15 protein-coding genes are annotated in these 17404 nt (G+C 73.7%); 4 read left to right on the forward strand and 11 right to left on the reverse strand.

The window, feature by feature from the left end; genetic code table 11:
* Together ACFXGX_RS10330 and ACFXGX_RS10335 are read right to left on the reverse strand one after the other, a co-directional pair.
* A partial coding sequence (locus tag ACFXGX_RS10330) for a hypothetical protein (protein WP_384787611.1) occupies window positions 1-487 on the reverse strand: 487 nt, incomplete at its 3' end.
* Window positions 488-712: 225 nt separating this feature from the next.
* Complete coding sequence (locus tag ACFXGX_RS10335) at window positions 713-1270, reverse strand: universal stress protein (RefSeq protein ID WP_384787613.1); 558 nt, start codon at window positions 1268-1270, stop codon at window positions 713-715.
* A gap of 324 nt (window positions 1271-1594) precedes the next feature.
* On the opposite strand from ACFXGX_RS10335, the gene ACFXGX_RS10340 reads away from it, so the two are divergent.
* Window positions 1595-1978 carry an SAV_915 family protein gene (locus tag ACFXGX_RS10340; protein WP_384787616.1) on the forward strand — a complete coding sequence of 128 codons (384 nt, stop codon included), beginning with the start codon at window positions 1595-1597 and terminating at the stop codon, window positions 1976-1978.
* Between the two features lie 11 nt (window positions 1979-1989).
* Window positions 1990-3393, forward strand: a complete 1404-nt coding sequence (gene lysA / locus ACFXGX_RS10345) for a diaminopimelate decarboxylase (RefSeq protein ID WP_384787619.1) — start codon at window positions 1990-1992, stop codon at window positions 3391-3393.
* 113 nt (window positions 3394-3506) lie between these two features.
* Here the strand turns inward: lysA and ACFXGX_RS10350 are convergent, their stop codons facing one another.
* Window positions 3507-5477, reverse strand: a complete 1971-nt coding sequence (locus ACFXGX_RS10350) for a potassium transporter Kup (protein WP_384787622.1) — start codon at window positions 5475-5477, stop codon at window positions 3507-3509.
* Window positions 5478-5651: 174 nt separating this feature from the next.
* Here ACFXGX_RS10350 and ACFXGX_RS10355 point away from each other — a divergent pair, with 174 nt between their 5' ends.
* A complete protein-coding gene (locus ACFXGX_RS10355) occupies window positions 5652-6272 on the forward strand; it encodes a T3SS effector HopA1 family protein (RefSeq protein WP_384787625.1) in 621 nt (206 codons plus the stop codon).
* Window positions 6273-6344: 72 nt separating this feature from the next.
* On the opposite strand, the gene ACFXGX_RS10360 is transcribed toward ACFXGX_RS10355, so the two are convergent.
* The 3 genes from ACFXGX_RS10360 to ACFXGX_RS10370 form a co-directional block, all read right to left on the reverse strand.
* A complete protein-coding gene (locus ACFXGX_RS10360; RefSeq protein ID WP_384787628.1) occupies window positions 6345-6698 on the reverse strand; it encodes a transcriptional regulator in 354 nt (117 codons plus the stop codon).
* Window positions 6695-7165 carry a hypothetical protein gene (locus ACFXGX_RS10365; RefSeq protein ID WP_384787631.1) on the reverse strand — a complete coding sequence of 157 codons (471 nt, stop codon included), beginning with the start codon at window positions 7163-7165 and terminating at the stop codon, window positions 6695-6697. Before ACFXGX_RS10365 ends, ACFXGX_RS10360 begins: the two co-directional genes overlap by 4 nt.
* A 197-nt stretch (window positions 7166-7362) precedes the next feature.
* Window positions 7363-7518: a hypothetical protein gene (locus ACFXGX_RS10370; RefSeq protein ID WP_384787634.1), complete on the reverse strand. Its 156-nt coding sequence runs from the start codon at window positions 7516-7518 to the stop codon at window positions 7363-7365.
* Between the two features lie 257 nt (window positions 7519-7775).
* Between ACFXGX_RS10370 and ACFXGX_RS10375 the strand changes: the two genes are divergently transcribed.
* On the forward strand, window positions 7776-8513 hold the full coding sequence (locus ACFXGX_RS10375) for an ATP-binding cassette domain-containing protein (RefSeq protein ID WP_384787637.1): 738 nt from the start codon (window positions 7776-7778) through the stop codon (window positions 8511-8513).
* 348 nt (window positions 8514-8861) lie between these two features.
* On the opposite strand, the gene ACFXGX_RS10380 is transcribed toward ACFXGX_RS10375, so the two are convergent.
* The 5 genes from ACFXGX_RS10380 to ACFXGX_RS10400 form a co-directional block, all read right to left on the reverse strand.
* A complete protein-coding gene (locus tag ACFXGX_RS10380; RefSeq protein WP_384787859.1) occupies window positions 8862-9899 on the reverse strand; it encodes a class I SAM-dependent methyltransferase in 1038 nt (345 codons plus the stop codon).
* 203 nt (window positions 9900-10102) lie between these two features.
* On the reverse strand, window positions 10103-11356 hold the full coding sequence (locus ACFXGX_RS10385; protein ID WP_384787640.1) for a glycosyltransferase: 1254 nt from the start codon (window positions 11354-11356) through the stop codon (window positions 10103-10105).
* Window positions 11353-12174, reverse strand: coding sequence for an alpha/beta fold hydrolase (locus tag ACFXGX_RS10390; RefSeq protein WP_384787643.1), 822 nt, complete (start codon window positions 12172-12174; stop codon window positions 11353-11355). Before ACFXGX_RS10390 ends, ACFXGX_RS10385 begins: the two co-directional genes overlap by 4 nt.
* A gap of 3 nt (window positions 12175-12177) precedes the next feature.
* Window positions 12178-12525 (reverse strand): acyl carrier protein, encoded by a 348-nt coding sequence (locus ACFXGX_RS10395; protein WP_384787862.1) that lies wholly within the window; start codon window positions 12523-12525, stop codon window positions 12178-12180.
* Between the two features lie 26 nt (window positions 12526-12551).
* A complete protein-coding gene (locus ACFXGX_RS10400; protein ID WP_384787865.1) occupies window positions 12552-17240 on the reverse strand; it encodes a beta-ketoacyl synthase N-terminal-like domain-containing protein in 4689 nt (1562 codons plus the stop codon).
* Window positions 17241-17404 lie beyond the last annotated feature (164 nt).

Here is a 17404-nt window from a genome sequence, read left to right on the forward strand (position 1 = left end):
GGGCCGCCGCGGCCGCGCCCGCCCCCCCCGGGCGGGGCCGGCCGCCCCCCCCCCGGCGCCCCCCCCCCCCCACCACGGAGCGGCGCACACCGGTGTCGAGTTCGTGCCAGATCAACGGGTTCGCGGTGAGAACGCGGGGGTCGAGCTCCGCGCGGTGGCCGTGGACGTCCCGCAGCACGAGGTGGGAGGAGACGCCGTCGTACTGCCGTACGGTCGTCAGCGCGTCCGTGTGGACGACGTGCCGGCGCCACGGCGTGCGGACCACCAGCCGGCCGGGCCCGGCGCTCACCCGGGGCGGCAGCAGGACGAAACCCACCACCGCCGACACCATGAGCCACAGCAGGGCGCGCGGGGACGTGAGGCTCCCCGCGTCCCAGTCGACGAGCAGGGCCATGGCGCAGAACAGCAGAGCGCACGTCACCGCGAGCCGTGCACCGGCACGCCAATTCCGGTCACCGGCCGAGCCGACCGCTCTACTTCGCTCCACGGGGCCGACGTTATGCGGGTCCGCCGGGTCCGGCGCCCGTCGCTGACGGACCCCTGATGCCCGCGCCGTGGATACTGACGGATCCCATACGCACGTAGCGACGTCGTCCGGCAATGGCAGTGGCAGTGGCAGTGGCAATGGCAATGGCAATGGCAATGGCAATGGCAAGGCGCGGGGGCGCGGGGCGGGCTCCGCGGCGGGCGGCACCGGCGCCGGCCCGTGGCCCTACCTCGGATTCGTGCTCTCCCGCTCCAGGTCACCGGTGTCCAGGCGCAGCCGCAGGGTGTTGCGGCGGTGCGCGGCCGTCAGCGCCGCCCGCAGCGGGGAGGGCGGGACCGCGACAACGGGACAGACGGCGTGGGCGAGGCAGTGGCGGCCGACCGACGGCCACAGCGCGCGGCGCAGCAGGCCCCGCCCGCCGGCGCCGACGACGAGGAGGTCGCCGTCCCGGTCGGCGACACGCACCAGCGCCGGTCCGGGAGCGCCCCGGACGACGAGCGCCCGCCCGGGCAGTCCGGTGCCGGCGCCGCCGAACGCGTCCCGCAGCGCTTCCGTGAGCCTTTCCCCGGCGAGCCGCTCCCACTCCGGGACCAGGACCCTCGTGGCCGGGAACCTGCGGGCGGTGAGATCCCCCTCCGGAGGCTCCCAGGCGACCACCGGCCAGAGTTCCGCGCCGCGCAGCCTGGCTTCCTCGGCGGCCCGGCAAAGGACGGTGAGGCACTCGGGCGAGTCGCCCACTCCGACGACGACGCGAGCGGCTGGGGGCTTGGGGGACTCGGACATCGCCTTCACCTTCTGCATGTGCCGGCCAAGGGCTCCCGGCCGGCGATTCCCTGGGACAACCGCCTCCATCTCACCCCCGCGTCCGTGTTTCCGGCAGCCCGCGCGCCCGTTCTTGGCGTTCTTCTGACGGTCCTCCGGGCGCCCTCCCACCAGCGGTGTCAGCGACCCGTCAAAGTCGTCCGGCTCCTCGTCAACGTCCCGTCAGGACCGGCCCGGCGGCCGGGAGGTCCGGGCATAACGTCGGCAGCGAACCCCGGCACGCCTCCCCGCGTCCGGGGTCCCACAGCTCCGATCCCACACTCCCTGCCCTTCGGGAGGCACCCCATGACAGAACTCCTTCACGACGAGGACCCCGAGCCCGCCGATCGATTCCCGGCCGGACCCCTGTACGTACCGGTCCGGCCGGGTCCCTCCGGGTGTGCGGCCAGGCTCTTCCGCACCCCCCTCGGCCGGCGAACGGCCGTCGGCTTCACCTCCGAGCACCGGCTGGCCGCCACCCTCGGCTCCCGCCAGGCGTGGATCCGGCTCGCCGAGCCCGCGCTGCGCGCGCTGACCGCGCCGCTCGGCGTCACCGCCGTCACGGTCGATCCGCAGTTCACCGCACCGGCGCCCGCGCGCGTCACGCCGCCCGCCCCGGTCGCGCCGGCGGCCCCCTTCCCAACCGCCGGGCCGGTCGCGCACGAGATGTCCGCGCTGCGGATCGCCTGAGAGGAGCCACGATGACCACGGTTCACGAACCAGCCACCGCGACCGCCGCCGACGCCGCGACCGCCGCCGACGCCGCGACCGCCGCCGCCCATGCGACCGGCACCGCCACCACCGCGGCGGTCGGCCTGTCGGTGTGGCCCGCCTCCACCACTGAAGTCCCGCACGGCGACCTCGCCGTGGGCGGCGTACCGCTCGCCGAGATCGCCGACCGCTTCGGCTCCCCGGTCTACGTCCTGGACGAGGCCGAGATCCGCGACCGCTGCCGTACCTACCGGGACGCCTTCCCCGAGGCGGAAGTCCTCTACGCGGCCAAGGCGTTCCTGTGCCGCGCGATGGCCCACTGGATGGACGAGGAGGGCTTCGGCCTCGACGTCTGCTCCGCCGGCGAACTCGAACTCGCCGTCACCACCGGCTTCCCGCCCGAGCGGATCGTGCTGCACGGCAACGCCAAGTCCCCCCACGACCTGGACCTCGCCCTGCGGCTGGGTGTCGGCCGCATCGTCATCGACAGCCCCTCCGAGATCGCCCGGCTGGCCGCCGCCGTCGGCCCGGACGGCCACCAGAAGGTGATGGTCCGCGTGGTCCCCGGCATCCGTGCGGGCGGCCACGAGAAGATCCGCACCGGCACCGCCGACCAGAAGTTCGGCCTGTCCATCGCCGACGGCTACGCGGCGCACGCCATCGCCCGGATACTCGACCAGCCGCAGCTCGAACTCACCGGCCTGCACTGCCACTTGGGCTCACAGATCACCAGTGTCACGCCGTACCGGATCGCCGTACGACGCCTGGTCGGCCTCATGAGCCGGCTCCACGAACAGCACGGCCTGGTCCTGCCCGAACTCGACCTCGGCGGGGGGCACGGCATCGCCTACCGCCCCGGTGAACCGGCCCTGGACCTCACCGCGCTGGCCCGCAAGGTACGCGCCGAGCTCGCCGACGCCTGCGCCGCGGCCGGACTCCCCGTCCCCCGCCTGATCATCGAACCGGGACGGGCCATCGCCGGACCGGCGGGCATCGCCGTCTACCGCGTCCTGTCCGTCAAACACACCGGCGAGCACGTGTTCGTGGCCGTCGACGGCGGCATGAGCGACAACCCGCGCCCCGCCCTGTACGGCGTCCGCTACGCCCCCCGCCTGATCGGCCGGCACAGCACCGCGGGCCCGGCCCGGGTGACGGTGGTGGGCCGGCACTGCGAAGCCGGCGACATCCTCGCCGCCGACGCGGACCTCCCCGCCGACGTACGCCCCGGCGACCTCCTCGCCGTCCCCGTGGCCGGCGCGTACCACCTGTCCATGGCCTCCGGCTACAACCTGGTCGGCCGCCCGCCCGTGGTCGCCGTACGCGACGGACGGGCCCGCCTCCTCGTCCGGAGGGAATCCCTGGACGACATCCGCCGCCGCGACGTGGGCCTGTGACCGGCCGCTGATCTCCGGGCGGGCCGGTTCATCCTCCCTCGCCGACCGGCCCGTCCGGGCTCTCGTGCCCGGATGCCGCACGAGCGGCGCGCCGCCACCCGGCCGGCGCGCCGCTACACGTCGATCTGCGAGCCCATGATGACCGTGTGGTCCCGGGGGAGACCGAAGTACTCGGCGGCGTCCGCGGTGATGTGGGAGGTGGCGATGAACAGCCGCTTGCGCCAGGGAGCCATCGTCGGTGCCTTGCCCCGCCGCAGCTCGATCGTCGACAGGAAGTAGGACGCCCGGTCGAGCTCCAGCGGCCCTTCGGTCCTGCCCGGGTCGAGCATGGCCAGGGTGCTGGGCACGTCCGGCGTCTCCATGTAGCCGAAGCGGGCGGTCACGTGGATGATGCCGTCGTCGGCGTAGCCGAGATCGTCGACGACGAGCCGCCGTTCGGCCGGTACGCGCGGCACCGGCTCGGTCTCGATGGTCAGGATCACGACCTGGTCGTGGCGCACATGGTTGTGCTCGACGTTGGCCCGCATGGCGAGGGGAGTCGTCTGCTTGCCCCGGTTGAGGAAGACGGCCGTCCCGGGTACGCGGAGCGTCGGCGGCTCACCGCTGCGCAGGCGCTCGACGAAGTCGGGCAGCGGGCCCTCCTCCCGTACGCGTTCCGTGGTGACGATCTCGCGTCCGCGCTGCCAGGTGGTCATGACGGTGAAGACGGTGAGGCCGATCAGGAGCGGCAGCCAGGCGCCGTGGACGAGCTTCGTCAGGTTCGCCGCCACGAAGAGCAGGTCCACGAAGAGCAGCACACTCGCGCCGATCGCGATGAGCCAGACAGGCGTGCCCCACTTGGCCCGTGCGACGTAGAAGAACAGAAGCGTGGTGATGGTGATGGTGCCGGTGACCGCCATGCCGAACGCGAAGGCCAGAGCCGTGGAACTGCGGAAGGCGAAGACCAGGGTGAGGACCGAGACCATCAGCAGCCAGTTGATCCAGGGGACGTAGATCTGGCCGATCGTGGATTCGGAGGTGTGCGCGATGCGCAGCCGCGGCAGGTAGCCGAGCTGGGCGGCCTGGGAGGTGACCGAGTACGCGCCGGTGATCACGGCCTGCGAGGCGATCACCGTGGCGGCCGTGGCCAGCAGGACCATCGGCCATCTTCCCCAGTCGGGCACCAGCAGGAAGAAGGGGCTGCTGATGTTGCGGTGATCGGCCAGGATCAGCGCGCCCTGGCCGAAGTAGCTGAGCACGCACGCGGGAAGGACGAGGAACATCCAGCCGCGGGTGATGGCGCGGCGGCCGAAGTGCCCCATGTCCGCGTAGAGGGCTTCCGCGCCGGTGACCGAGAGCACGACCGCGGCGAGGGCGAAGAAGGCGGTGCCGAAGTGGCCGAACAGGAAACCCAGGGCGTACGTGGGTGACAGTGCCCTGAGGATCGCCGGGTGGTCGATGATGCCGTCCACGCCGCAGGCGCCGATGACCACGAACCAGATGATCATGACCGGCCCGAACACCCGGCCCACGGCCGCGGTCCCCCTGCGCTGCACCAGGAACAGCAGGACGATGATGACCGCGGTGATCGGCACGACCGCGCTCTCCAGCGACGGCTGGACGACCTTGAGCCCCTCGACCGCGGACAGTACCGAGATCGCCGGAGTGATCATGCTGTCGCCGAAGAACAGGGAGGCGCCGAAGACGCCGAGCGCGGCCAGGGCGGCCGTGGTCCGCCGGCCGCGCTGCGAGCCCCACCGCCGTACGAGCGTGATCAGCGCCATGATGCCGCCCTCGCCGTCGTTGTCGGCGCGCATGGCCAGCAGCACGTAGGTGACCGTCACGATGGTCATCACCGACCAGAACACGAGCGAGACCACGCCGTACACGTTGTCCGTGGTGACGGGGACCGGATGCGGGTCACTCGGGCTGAACACGGTCTGGAGGGTGTAGATCGGGCTGGTCCCGATGTCGCCGAAGACCACCCCGAGAGCGCCGACCACCACCGCGAGACGTACCGTGTCGTGCGCGCTCGGGCCATGTCCCCCTGGCCCCCGCGATTCCGGTCCGTCGTCCGCCGCGGCCCCGTTCCGGGCATCGGTCATGGCGTCCTCCTCCGCTCGGGCCGCCGCGCGCCGGGCGAGGTGTGCCGAAAGGTGCCGTCCGCCGCGACGATACCGATCACCCGCACCATCACCCGTAGCGCACGCCGCCGCGTTCGGGCGATCTCGCACCCGGCCGCCCGGCGTCCGCTGCCGAGGCCGTCACCGCTTCACGAGGTGGGTCCGGGTTCGGCTGCCAAGTACCAGGACCTCCACGCCGGGATGGAGGACCAGGACGACACCGCCCGGCAGCGCAGCCTGCGCGACGACGCGTTCGACCAGCAGCTCTTCGCCGCGATGCCGCACCGCACCAGCCTCGTCCCGGCCACCGTGCTCGGCGACGGCTCCCTGCCGGACACCGTGATCGTCAAACTCGACGGCCTGCGCGTCCAGGTCCCGCGCGACAGCATCACCGACCACCGGCCGGACGCCGCATCCGCGCAGGTCACCCTGCGCATCCCGGCGCCGCGCCCTTCCCTGCCGACCGGGTTCTTCCTGACCGACGGCTCGCGCGGACGCGTCGGCGGCTCTCCGATGCTGCGCCTGTATTTCCACCTGACCCACGCCGAGGCGGCACCCGAGGCATGGGGCACGGTGTTGTCCCGCCTGGAGGCACTGCGGCTGCGTTACCGGGCCAAGGTCACCTCGTCGCTGAAGCACTTCCCGCGCCGTGACGCGCTGGTGGTGTATCTCGGCTCCGACGCCTGGCACGCGGCCGCCGACATCGCCGCGTCCGCCCGGGGCCTGCCCGGACTGGGCGACGCCACCTCGCCGTTCGTCCACCAGTGGGGCTGCTGAACCACCTGCCTGCTCGCAGGCAGTGCTCCGACCGTTGGACGCCTGTGCCCCTTCAGGTGCCCAGCGGCATTTCTATGTCCGCTCCCCGTCGGCATCACCGGCGCCCAGCACCTCGGCTCCGGCGCGGCGGGCGGCTCCGGCCAGCGCCTCCAAGGCGGCCAGGTGCGCGGCGAGCGCCTTTCGGCCGCTCAGGGTGAGAGCAACCCAGGTGCGAGGCCGCTTGCCGAAGTAGCCCTTGCGGACGCTCACATAGCCGGCCTTCTCCAGCGCGGCGACCGTCTTGCTCAGTACGGAATCGGTTACCCCGCAGTAGTCCCGCACCGTGCTGAACTCGGCCTCGGCGCAACCAGAGAGGAACGCGGCCACCGTCAGCCGGGTGGGGTGGTGGATCTCCTTGTCCAGGCCGGGCGGACCCGCGTCGGTCACGACGCCTCCCGGGCACCAACACGCGCGAGGCCGACCTGCGTCCAGGACGACGCGCCGGCCGCCACGCCGAATCCGGTGAACGCTCCGGCGCCACCGAAGAGGAGGGCCCCCGCCAGACCCGCGGCAAAGGGGATCACGGGCAGGACCCACGCGTGCCACACGGTCCCGCGCTCGCGCCGGGCGAACCACGGTGCGACTCCGGAGGCGCGCTGCACCCTCCAGGTCACCACGAGGAACGTGCCCGCGCAGAGCAGTGCGGCCGCGAGGATCCAGCCCTGCCACCGGGGCCACACCGGCGCCAGGCCGAAGCCGCTCATGGCCGCGGCGAGCAGCAGGCCGTGGGTGGCGGGATACCAGGCCGGCACCGACCGCGCCGACTGCCGTGCCGCGTTCTCGGCGGCCCGCGCGGTGCGCAGCGCCGCGGCGGCGGACTCGGCGCTGGGCCCCATCGATCCTGAGGTGTTCATGGGTTCTCCGGCTTCCGTACGACGGGGTGCGCTTACTCATGCCAGACTGGCATCTACTTTCTAGTATGGCAAGTAATTTCCGTCTTGGCGTGTCCAGGCGCACGAGAGCCCCGCCGGAACGGATCCCGGCGGGGCTCCGGCGCAAGTGCCCAGGTGAACACCGGCCCTGAGTACACGTCATCCACGACAGGCGGACCTCACGCCTGCTGGGCGAGCTTCGCTTCCCTCGCCAGCTCGGTGGCGGCCAGCAGGCTCAGCCCCGGCAGTTCCTGGCGCAAGGCCCTTATCGCCGCCACCTCGTGGGTGACGGGGTCCACGCCGCCGCGCTCCAGGATCCCCCGGGCCCACCGCACCCGCGGCTCCCCGCCCCGCTCCGCCAGTCCGTCCAGGATCCGCGCGGCCCTCCGCAGCCCGGGAGCCTCGTCGGCGGGAGCTCCTCCAACTCGTCGCCCCGGTCGCCGTCGTCGCCTCCAGCATCGGCCAACTCCAGGCCGGCCTTGCCGCACGCTCACGCTTCGACGACCTGGTCTCCCTGCCACAGGAGTCCGCCGGCACGGCCACCACCAGCCCGGTCCCCGTTCAGGACGCCCCCGGCGTCGAGTTCGTCGGCGTGACCTTCGCCTACGACGGCGAACCCGTCCTGGAAGACTTGACCTTTTCCGCCCCCCGACGCGGCCTCACCGCACTCGTCGGGCACTCGGGCGCCGGCAAGTCCACTGCCCTGACCCTGGTCGAGCGCTTCATGCACCCCGACCGGGGCTCGATCCGCGTCCTGGGTCACGACGTGGACGGTTGGCCGCTGAACGACCTGCGACGCAGGGTGGCCTACGCCGACCAGACCTTCACCCTGCTTGAAGGCACCGTCCGCGAGAACCTGCTGCTCGGCAGCGACACCCTCCTCGGCGACGACGCCCTGCTGGACGCCCTCGACGCCGTGGCCCTGCGCGACGAGGTCCTGCGGCTCCCGAACGGCCTCGACACCGTCCTTGGACGCGCCACCGACTTCTCCGGCGGCCAGCGCCAGCGCCTCGCCCTGGCCCGCGCCCTCCTCACCGACGCCGACGTGGTGCTGCTGGACGAACCGACCTCGCAACTGGACAGCATCAACGAGCATCGGCTGCGCGACCTGGTCACCCGACTCGCCGAGGACCGAGCCGTGGTGGTTGTCGCCCACCGGCTCTCCACCGTCCAGCACGCCGACCACGTACTCGTCATGGAGTCCGGCCGCGCTCTGGATGCCGGGACGCACCCGGAACTGCTCGCACGCTGCCCGCAGTACCAGGACCTGGTCCGCAACCAGCAGTGGCAGGCGGAAGTGCACACTGTCCCGCAGCGCGTACCCGCCTAGCACTCCGGCAGTTCTTTGACGTTTTCCCTTCTCGTGGGCGGTTCGGGTGAGGGTGGTGGGCTGATCGCGGGCCCGTGTTCCCTTTCTCGAGCCACCCTTCGATCGTGTGCTTCACGTGCCCCCCGGGGAGTGGCTCGCCCTCTGCCCCTGATGCTGTTCAAGGCCAGGGGCGGAGCCGTCTCGCTCAACCGAGCCCCTTGGAGCGAGACGGCGTCAAGTCGCGTGCTCCCCGACCTCGTCCAGCTCTACCCCCGGTTCTCCTCCGAGGCCGCCGAGCCGGCGGTCCACGTCGGTTTCCGGGCGCGTGATGACCGGCCCCCCGTCCGCACACGTCTGGTCGTGCACGGGTCAGTTCCGGCGGGCCACCAGGCGGTAGGCGTTGGACACGCCGAGCCGGTGTGCGAGCGGGCGGACCGCGAACCGGTCCAGCAGCGTGCCAAGGACCAGGGCCGGGATCCCCGCGACGAGCAGGGCCGTACGCCCGGCCCGGCGCAGCGCGCCCGGCGGCCTCGGCAGCCAGGGCGCGTCCTCGCGCGGAGCGGCGTGGTCCAGCGCCAGCCAGACGGCCGCGAGCAGGTCCACCGGGTCGTGCGGCTCGGCATGCTGCTGCGCCACCACCGTGAACCCCAGCTCCGCCAGCCGGTGGCGCAGGTTGGCGACCGGCACGAAGTGCAGGTGCTGCGGCTGGAGCCAGGGCAGCCACCAGCGGCCCAGCAGCCGGGCGTAGCGGCTCTCGGGGTCCGGGACCTCGATGAGCAGATGGCCGCCGGGCCGCACCGCCTGCCAGGCCGCCCTCAGTTCACGGTCGGGGTCGGTGCTGTGCTCCAGGTAGTGGAACATGCTCACCACGTCGTAGCGGGCGGCGAGTTCCGGTGCCAGGTCGGGGAAGGCGCCGCGGTAGCCGTGCTCCACCCGGCCCTCCCGGGCGGCGAGTTCGACGCCCTCCGTGAAGTCGAGACCGTCGAACGCCGTGCCGGGCAACACCGCGCGGGCGGTCGCGCAGAAGTGGCCGTGCCCGGTGCCGACGTCGAGCCAGGTCTTCGGGACGGAGTCGTACGGCAGTATCGACTCGGCGCGGTCGCGGTACATCCCGGTGCGGCCGCCGAAGGTGTCGCCGAGTCTCTTCTCGCCGAGCCCGTCGTAGAAGTCGCGGTAGTAGAACTCCAGCCCGGCCTCGCTCAGCCGGGGGTTCTGGAAGACGTGCCCGCAGGCGTCGCACCGGTCGAGGACGAACCGGCCCGGCTTGTGCTGGAGCAGGTCGGTGGTGCGCAGACGGGTGGTCAGCCGACCCGAACCGCACCAGGGGCAGGTGGTGCGCGGCGGCTCGAGGAAGCGGCCCGTGCCCTCGGCCAGATCGGCCAGGTAGCGGGGGCGCAGCCCGGCCACCCGCTCGGCACGGCTGGGCGCCCTGACCGGCTGCTCGGCGTCCTGCCCGGCCGGTTCGCCGACGTCGTGTCCTGCCGGTTCCCTGGCGTCCTGCCTGGCCGGCTGCCCGGTCGGCTCCCCGGCGTCCCGCCCGGTCGGCTCCCCGGCGTCCCGCCCGGGCGGCTGCTCGGGGGCTTGGCCGGTCGGTCGGTCCGTCTGTTCACTCATCGGTACTCCCAGGCGAGTTGTTCGAGGCTGTCCGCCGCCGCCGGTGCACCGCCGGCGGCGCGGAACGCCCTACCGATCCGCTCGGCGGCGGCGCGGTGCCCGGGTTCGTGCAGTACGGCGTCGAGCGCGGCGCCCAGCCGGGCGGCGGTCACCCGGCCGAACCTGACCCGGACGCCCGCCCCCGCGTCCACCACCTGCCCGGCCACCACCGGCTGGTCGTCGCGGATGGGTGCCACCACGAGCGGAACCCCGTGCCACAGCGCCTCGCACACGGTGTTGTGACCGGCATGGCAGACCACGGCGTCGACCCGTTCGAGGAGGGCGAGTTGGGGTACGGAGGGCAGGACCAGCAGGTCCTTGTCGTGGCCGGGCGAGGGCTGAGCGCCGTACGGACCGGTGCCGTTCGGGGACGGGATGCCGCCCCGTGACGAGGCGACGTCCGCGCCCAGGGTGTTCCCCGGGTCGACGACGACCGCCTGCATCCGGTCGGCCCGTGCGCGCAGGGCCTCTCGGCAGACGGCGAGGAAGCGCCCGCCGGCGTCGGTATTCGCGGTGCCGAGCGTCACCAGCACCGTGGCCCGGCCGGGGTCGAGCCAGTCCCAGGGGAAGCCTGGCTCGGCCGGTCTGGCCGTGATCGAGGGGCCGACCCAGTGGATCGGGCCGCCCCGCGCGGTGGCCGGCGGACCGGCCAGCTCCACCGTGCTGAACGCCAGCACCAGATGCGGCGAGAACCGCGGATCGGTGTCGCCCGCCGGATCCCCGATTGACCGGCGCAGGCCCGCCAGACGCTCCGCCAGCCATTCGGTGACCCTCGGCAGCCCGGCCAGCGGGTCGGCGAACTCGGCCGAGGTGGTCGCCGAGGTGGCCCACGGCAGCCCCGCCCGCTCGGCGACCAGCCCACCCGAGAACGCCTGTTGGTCGGCGACGACCACGTCCGGACGGAACGTCTCGACCGCCGCCCGCACCCCCGGCGCCATGGCCTCGGCGAGCGGCAGCAGATACCACTCCCACAGGAACTTCAGCGCCTCCGGCCCCCGCAGGTCGGGGGGCCGCCGCGCCTCGCCCACCCCCGGTACCGGCCCGGCGCACGGGAACACCGGGGCCCGGTCACCCGCGAGGCGTCCCACGAGACCGGGGTCGGCGCAGGCCCACGCCACCCGGTGCCCGCGCGCGAGCAGCAGGTCGGCGACCCCGACGGCCGGGTTGATGTGCCCGACCAACGGCGGTACCACGAACAGGAATCCGCTCACCGGGCCTCGGCCCCCACGCTCCGGGCCGCCGAAGTCCCCTGGATCAGCTCCAGGATGTGACCGCCCACGGTCCCGGCCGCCTCCACCAGAACCGAGTGCTCGCGCCCCGGGATCACCGCCGTCCGGCAGTCCGGCAGCAACGACTCCAACCAGGGCGCCAGTTCGGCGAGGTCGGAGTCACCCCCGTACACACCGAGCACGGGACGACGCATCGCCGCTATCTGATCATCCGTCAGGACGCCGCTGGCCGGGATGTCCTGTCCGAGGGTGGTGTCCCGGGCGAGCCGGGCCGCGCCCCGGGCCAGCCGGGCCGTGTTGTGGCCACGGTTCGCCGTGATCCACGCGAGGGCTTCGGGCTCGTTGTGCGCCAGTTGCGCCACCACCCGGTCGAGGATGCCGCCGAGCTTCGACGCCCAGGCGGCGGTGGCCGGTTCGGACTCGATCAGGGACACGCTGGCCACACGCTCCGGGTGGCGAGCCGCGAAGCCGAAGGCGATCGTGCCGCCGTAGGAGTTGCCGACCAGGTGCACCGGTCCGGTCACCGCCAGCCGGTCGAGCAGCGCCCGGAGGTCGTCGATGTTGTGGTCCAGGGTGTAGCCGTCGGGCGGGCGTTCGCTGCGGCCGTGGCCCCGCAGGTCGTACATGACGACATCGAGGCCGGCCGCCGCGAAGGCGGGCGCCACGGTGAAGTAGTAGCTGGCCAGGCTGTCGGTGAGCAGGCCGTGGACCAGTACCGCGGTCGCGGTGACCGCCCGGCCGTCCCGGGGGCCGATCCGCTGTACGTGCAACCGGAGTCCACCGGTGTCGACCATCGCCATGCGTCAGCTCGCCTCCGCCGCCTTCAGGCTGGTCACGACGTAGGCGACGAGCTGCCCCACGGTGAGCCCGATGATCTCGTCGAACTCCATCCCGGCCAGGAACTCGGCGAAGTTGACCCGCCCGCCGTACCGCTCCTCCAGCAGGCCCGACAGCGTCACCAGGTCGATGCTCTCCAGCTCCAGATCGCGGTTGAACGTGGTCGCCATGCCGATCTCGACGTCGTCGAGGCCGTACTCGTCCTCCAGGAGCCGGGCGAGCAGTCCGGCGATGTCGGCGAGGACCAGGTCCGCGTCGGCGGGGCGGGGGATGGCGTCCGCGGGGTGGGGGGTGGCGTCTGCGGGGTGGGGCATGGCGTCCGCGGGGTGGGGGGTGGCTTTCATGGGGTGTACTCCTCCTCGTGGGGGTGTCCCGTCGGTCCGATCGGTCCCGTGGTCCAGGCCACGACATAGGCCCGTTCGGTCGGGCCGGGCGGATTCGCGGCGGGCGCGCACCGCACCGCGTAGGCGCGTTCCAGGTGCCCCGAGACGATCAATTCGTCCCCGGCCGGTGCCGCCTCCAGCACGGCGAAGTCGCGCGGCCGGCCGCCGAAGCCGGTGCCCTCCGCCTTGGCGACCGCCTCCTTGGCGGCCCAGAACCGGGTGAACCACAGGGCCTCGGTGCCGGTGCCGGTGCCGGTGCCGGTGCCGGTGCTGGTGGCGGTGGCGGTGGCGCACAGCGTGCGCAGCAGCCGCAGTTCGTCGGCGCCGAGCACCGTCGCCATCGCCTGCGGGTCGCGGGCCGTGACCTCCTCGATGTCGATGCCGGGACCGGGAGCGGGCGTGTGCGGACGTACGATCGCCACGGCCGCCTCGGCGCGGTGGGCGAGAGAGACGTCCAGCGCGGGCAGTTCCCGGCCGTGCACCCCGGTGACGTACGGGCGGCCCATGCCGTCGTTGCTCACCCGCAACTCCGCGGGAAACACCGGGCCCTCGCCGTGGTCCCACAGCCATTGCCGTACGGCGTCCTTGACCGCGATCCGGCCCAGCAACCACTGCCGCCGGCCGCGCGGCGCGTGCCTGGCGTACTCCGAACGCTCTTGTCCGCCCAGCGAGTTGCGCATGATCAGCTCGCGCGACGCCAGATCCGGCCACCGTTCGTGGACAAGTGACCAGCCGCCCGGACGGGCCTCGGACAGGGTGTTGCGCTCGGGGAAGCGCTCCACCGGCCGGGTGTGCGGATCGTTGTCGAACCGGCGGTCCTGCCAGCCGCGCAACTCCGCCCACACCGCGCCCGCCACCGAGAGCTGTACGTCGGCCTCCAGCACGGTGTCGGTGAGCGAGGTGATCCGCACCAGACACGCCACCTCCGTCCCCGGGGCAGGGTGCGGGCCGTGGAAGCGCATCTCCCGCATTCCGACCGGGAACACGACCGTCCGCTCGGAGCGGGTCGCCATGATCCAGTAGCCGAGGATCTGGCCGACGTTGTCCAGCAGGGCACCGGGCGCCGCCGGGGCGGTGATGATCCCGCGGATGTGCCGCTCGCCGAGAGCGGTGAGTTCGGTGACTCCCTGGAACGCCGGGCCGTGGAACATCCAGCGCTCGCCGTACAGTTGCGCCGCGGTGTGCAGGGGCGCGCGTTCGCTCGCGGGGTCGATCCGCCAGCGGGCGGGCGGCGGGGCCGGGTAGCCGGTGGCGAGTTCGACGGTGGCGCGGGCCCGGGGACCGAAGGACACGGCCAGGCGGTCCGGTGCCACGGGCTCCGCCGTTACCTGTACGTCGACGGCGGGGGTGGCCGTCAGCCACTCCTCGAACCGGGCGCCGTGCACCGCCACCGGCACCTTGCCCGGCGCCGCCCGCCGGGCCGCGTCCATCAGGTGGTGCACGATCGTGGTCGCCGGGACGACCGGCCAGCGGTCGGCCACGTCCGGCCAGCCGGCCCGCTGGGGGAAGAAGCAGTGGTCGAGCAGGTACGGCATGGTCTCCGGAGAGACGCGGACGACCGAGGTTCGTACGAGGGTGCCCGTCGCCCCGTCGCCGACCGCCGTCCGCGTCGCGGCGACGGGTCTGGAAGCCGGCACGGAGACAGGGACGGAGCCGGGCACGGGCACGGGCGCGGGCACGGGGAGAGAGGTGGGGACGGGGACGGGGGGAGGGGGTGTGGCGGTCGGCCGGCGGGCGGGCCGCGCCGTGATGAGGGCTGCCGCCGTGTCCGCGGTGTCCCGCAGCAGAGCGTCCAGTTCGGCGGCGCCGGGGAACCGGTCGGTGAGCCCACCCAGCCCACCCGGCGCGTACGTGGTGGCGGCGCCCGGGGCGGGGACGGCCGCGCTCAACTCGGCGCGAAGGTCAGCCAGTTCCGGGCCGTCGAGCGAGATCAGCGCACCGTCCAGGTCGAGTCGCACGGGGGCCCGCCGCGCCGACAGCGCGGCGCCGTCGGCGGATCCGGCTTCTGAAGCGGTGTCCGTACGGGGCCCGGTGGGCAGGGCCGGGGCGACGGCCGCCCCCGCCGTCCACAGCGCGGCCGCCACCCGGCGCAACTGGGCGAGGCCGGAGCGGTGGGGGGAGTTGGCGGCCACGGTCAGATGGTCGCGGTCGCCGAGGGTGTCGCCCACGAGCGACCCGAGCTGCCCGGGGCCCACCTGGACGAAGGCCCGGTGCCCCGCCGCGTACAGGGCCTCGGTCAACTGCCGGAAGCGCACGGGTTCCAGCAGGTGCCGGACGAACAGATCCCGTACCTCCGCCTCCCGTTCGGGGAACGGCGCCGCGGTCGTCCCCGACCACACCGGGACGGTCGCCGGATGCAGCCGGAACCGCTTGGCCGCCTGTCTGATCGGCCCGAGGTAGGGCGCCAGCATCGGCGTGTGGAAGCCGGACCGGAACGGCAGCACCTGGCCTAGCACACCGCGGGCCCGGAACGACCGGACGAAGTCCTCGACCGCGCCGTCCGGCCCGCACACCATCGACTGGCCCGGCGCGTTGTCGTGGGAGAGCACCAGGCCGGCACCCGTGAACTCCTGCTCCAGGGCGGCCAGTACGCGCTCCGCGGGCGCGCCGACGGCACCGAACGCGAGACCCGGCACCGTCACCGTGTCCGGATCGAAGCCCGCCATGAAGGCGTCGACCTCGTCCCCGGAGTACAGCCCGGCCGCCGTCATCGCGGTCCACTCCCCGACGCTGTGCCCGGCGACCGCGTCCGGCATGACACCCAGGCGACGCAGCGCCGCGTCGAGAAGGCGGCCGACGGCCACCACGCCGAGGCCGTGCCGGCCCACGTCACCGACGGGGTCGCCCTCGGGCGCCGCCCGGGGCAGGCCGAAGTGCGCGGCCACGTCGTCGACGCGCGCGGAGAACTCGCTCTCCAGACCGGGGAAGACGAAGACGAGCTTGCCGTGCCCGGGACCGAGCAGAGGACCGGGCCGGAACCAGACGTCGCCCCGGCCGTGCCAGGCGCGGCCCCGGCCGACCGCCCGGCGGGCCAGGGCCAGCCGCTTCGCGGTCGGGTCGACGATGCCGAGCCGGGCCCGGCCCGCGGCAGGATGGGGCAGCGCGGGGTCGAGTCCGGTGGCGCGTACCGCGGCGTCGTCGGTGTCCAGCAGGGCGGCGAGCCGTTCCGGACCGTCCGCGGCGAGCAGCAGGACCCGCTCGGGCTCGGCGACCCGCACGGCCGGGCGTCCGGCTGCCGGGGCGGGCGCCGTCGTGACGGGCGCCGGTGCCTCCTCCAGCACCACGTGCGCGTTGATCCCGCCGAAACCGAAGGCGTTCACGCCGGCCCGGCGCACCGGGTTGTCGGGCGAGACCTCCCAGGGGACGGCCTTGTCCAGCGTACGGAAGCGGGTCGCGGCCAGCGCCGGATGCGGGTCGTCGCAGTGCAGGGTCGGCAGCAGCGTCGCGTGGTGCACCGCGAGGGCGGCCTTGACCAGTCCGGCCACCCCGGCGGCGGGCATGGTGTGCCCGATCATCGACTTCACCGAGCCGATCACCGCGCGGTCTCCGCCGGATCCCCCGGCCGGACCGAACACCGCGCCGAGCGTGGCCAGTTCGGCCGCGTCGCCTGCCGGGGTCGCGGTGCCGTGTGCCTCCAGCAGGCCGACCGAGCCGGGCGCGGCCGGGTCGAGTCCGGCGGCGAGCCATGCCTGCCGCACGGCACTCGCCTGGCCGCCGGGATCGGGGCTGACCAGGCCGGCGGCCCGGCCGTCGCTCGCCACCCCGGTGCCCCGGATCACCGCGTAGATCCGGTCGCCGTCGCGCCGGGCGTCGGCCAGCCGCTTCAGTACGACGACCCCGGTGCCCTCGCCGACGAGGAGGCCGTCGGCGTCCCGGTGGAAGGGGCGGATGCGCTCGCTGGGGGAGAGGGCGCGCAGTTGGGAGAAGACGCTCCACAGGGTGATGTCGTGGCAGTGGTGGACGCCCCCGGCGAGCATCAGGTCGCAGCGCTCCGAGGAGAGTTCGCCCACGGCCTGGTCGACCGCGACCAGCGACGAGGCGCAGGCCGCGTCCACGGTGTAGGCGGGGCCGCGCAGGTCGAGCCGGTTGGCCACCCGGGAGGCGGCCAGGTTGGGCACCAGGCCGATCGCCGACTCGGGGCTGTCGGGGCCGAGCCGGTCGGTGAACGCCGTTCGTACACGGTTGAGTTGACTGCTCGTCAATTCCGGTAACAACTCGCCCAGGGTGCGCACCAGTTGCCCGGCCGTGCGCACCCGTTGGTCGAGCCGGACCAGGCCCGGGGTGAGATAGCCGCCCCGGCCGAGAACGACACCGACGCGCCGCCGGTCCGGAAGCCGGTCCGGGCCGCCCGCGTCCGCGAGGGCCGCGGCGGCCACGTGCAGCGCGATGAGCTGGTCGGGCTCGGTGCCGGCCACCGAGTTCGGCATGATCCCGAACCGGGTCACCTCCACCTCGGCCAGTGCGTCCACGAACCCGCCCCTGCGGCAGTACACCTGGTCGGCGACGGCCGGTTCGGACGCGGTGCCGGGGCGGTAGTACCCGGCGTCCCAACGCCCCTGCGGCACCTCTCCGATCGCGTCCACTCCGTCCCGCAGGTTGAGCCAGTACGCCTCCAGATCCCGGGCCCCTGGCATCAGCACCGCCATGCCGACGATGGCGACCGGAACCTGCCGCCGCGCCACCGGCTCTTCCGCCGCACCCGCCGCACCCGCCGCACCCGCCGCACCCGCCGCACCCGCCGCACCCGCGGCACCTGCCGCATCCGCCGTCCGGTCCTGTTCCTGGCCCGTCCCGGGAGCCTTCGCCCGGT

The organism is Streptomyces sp. NPDC059371 (assembly GCF_042751995.1).
Classification (GTDB): domain Bacteria; phylum Actinomycetota; class Actinomycetes; order Streptomycetales; family Streptomycetaceae; genus Streptomyces.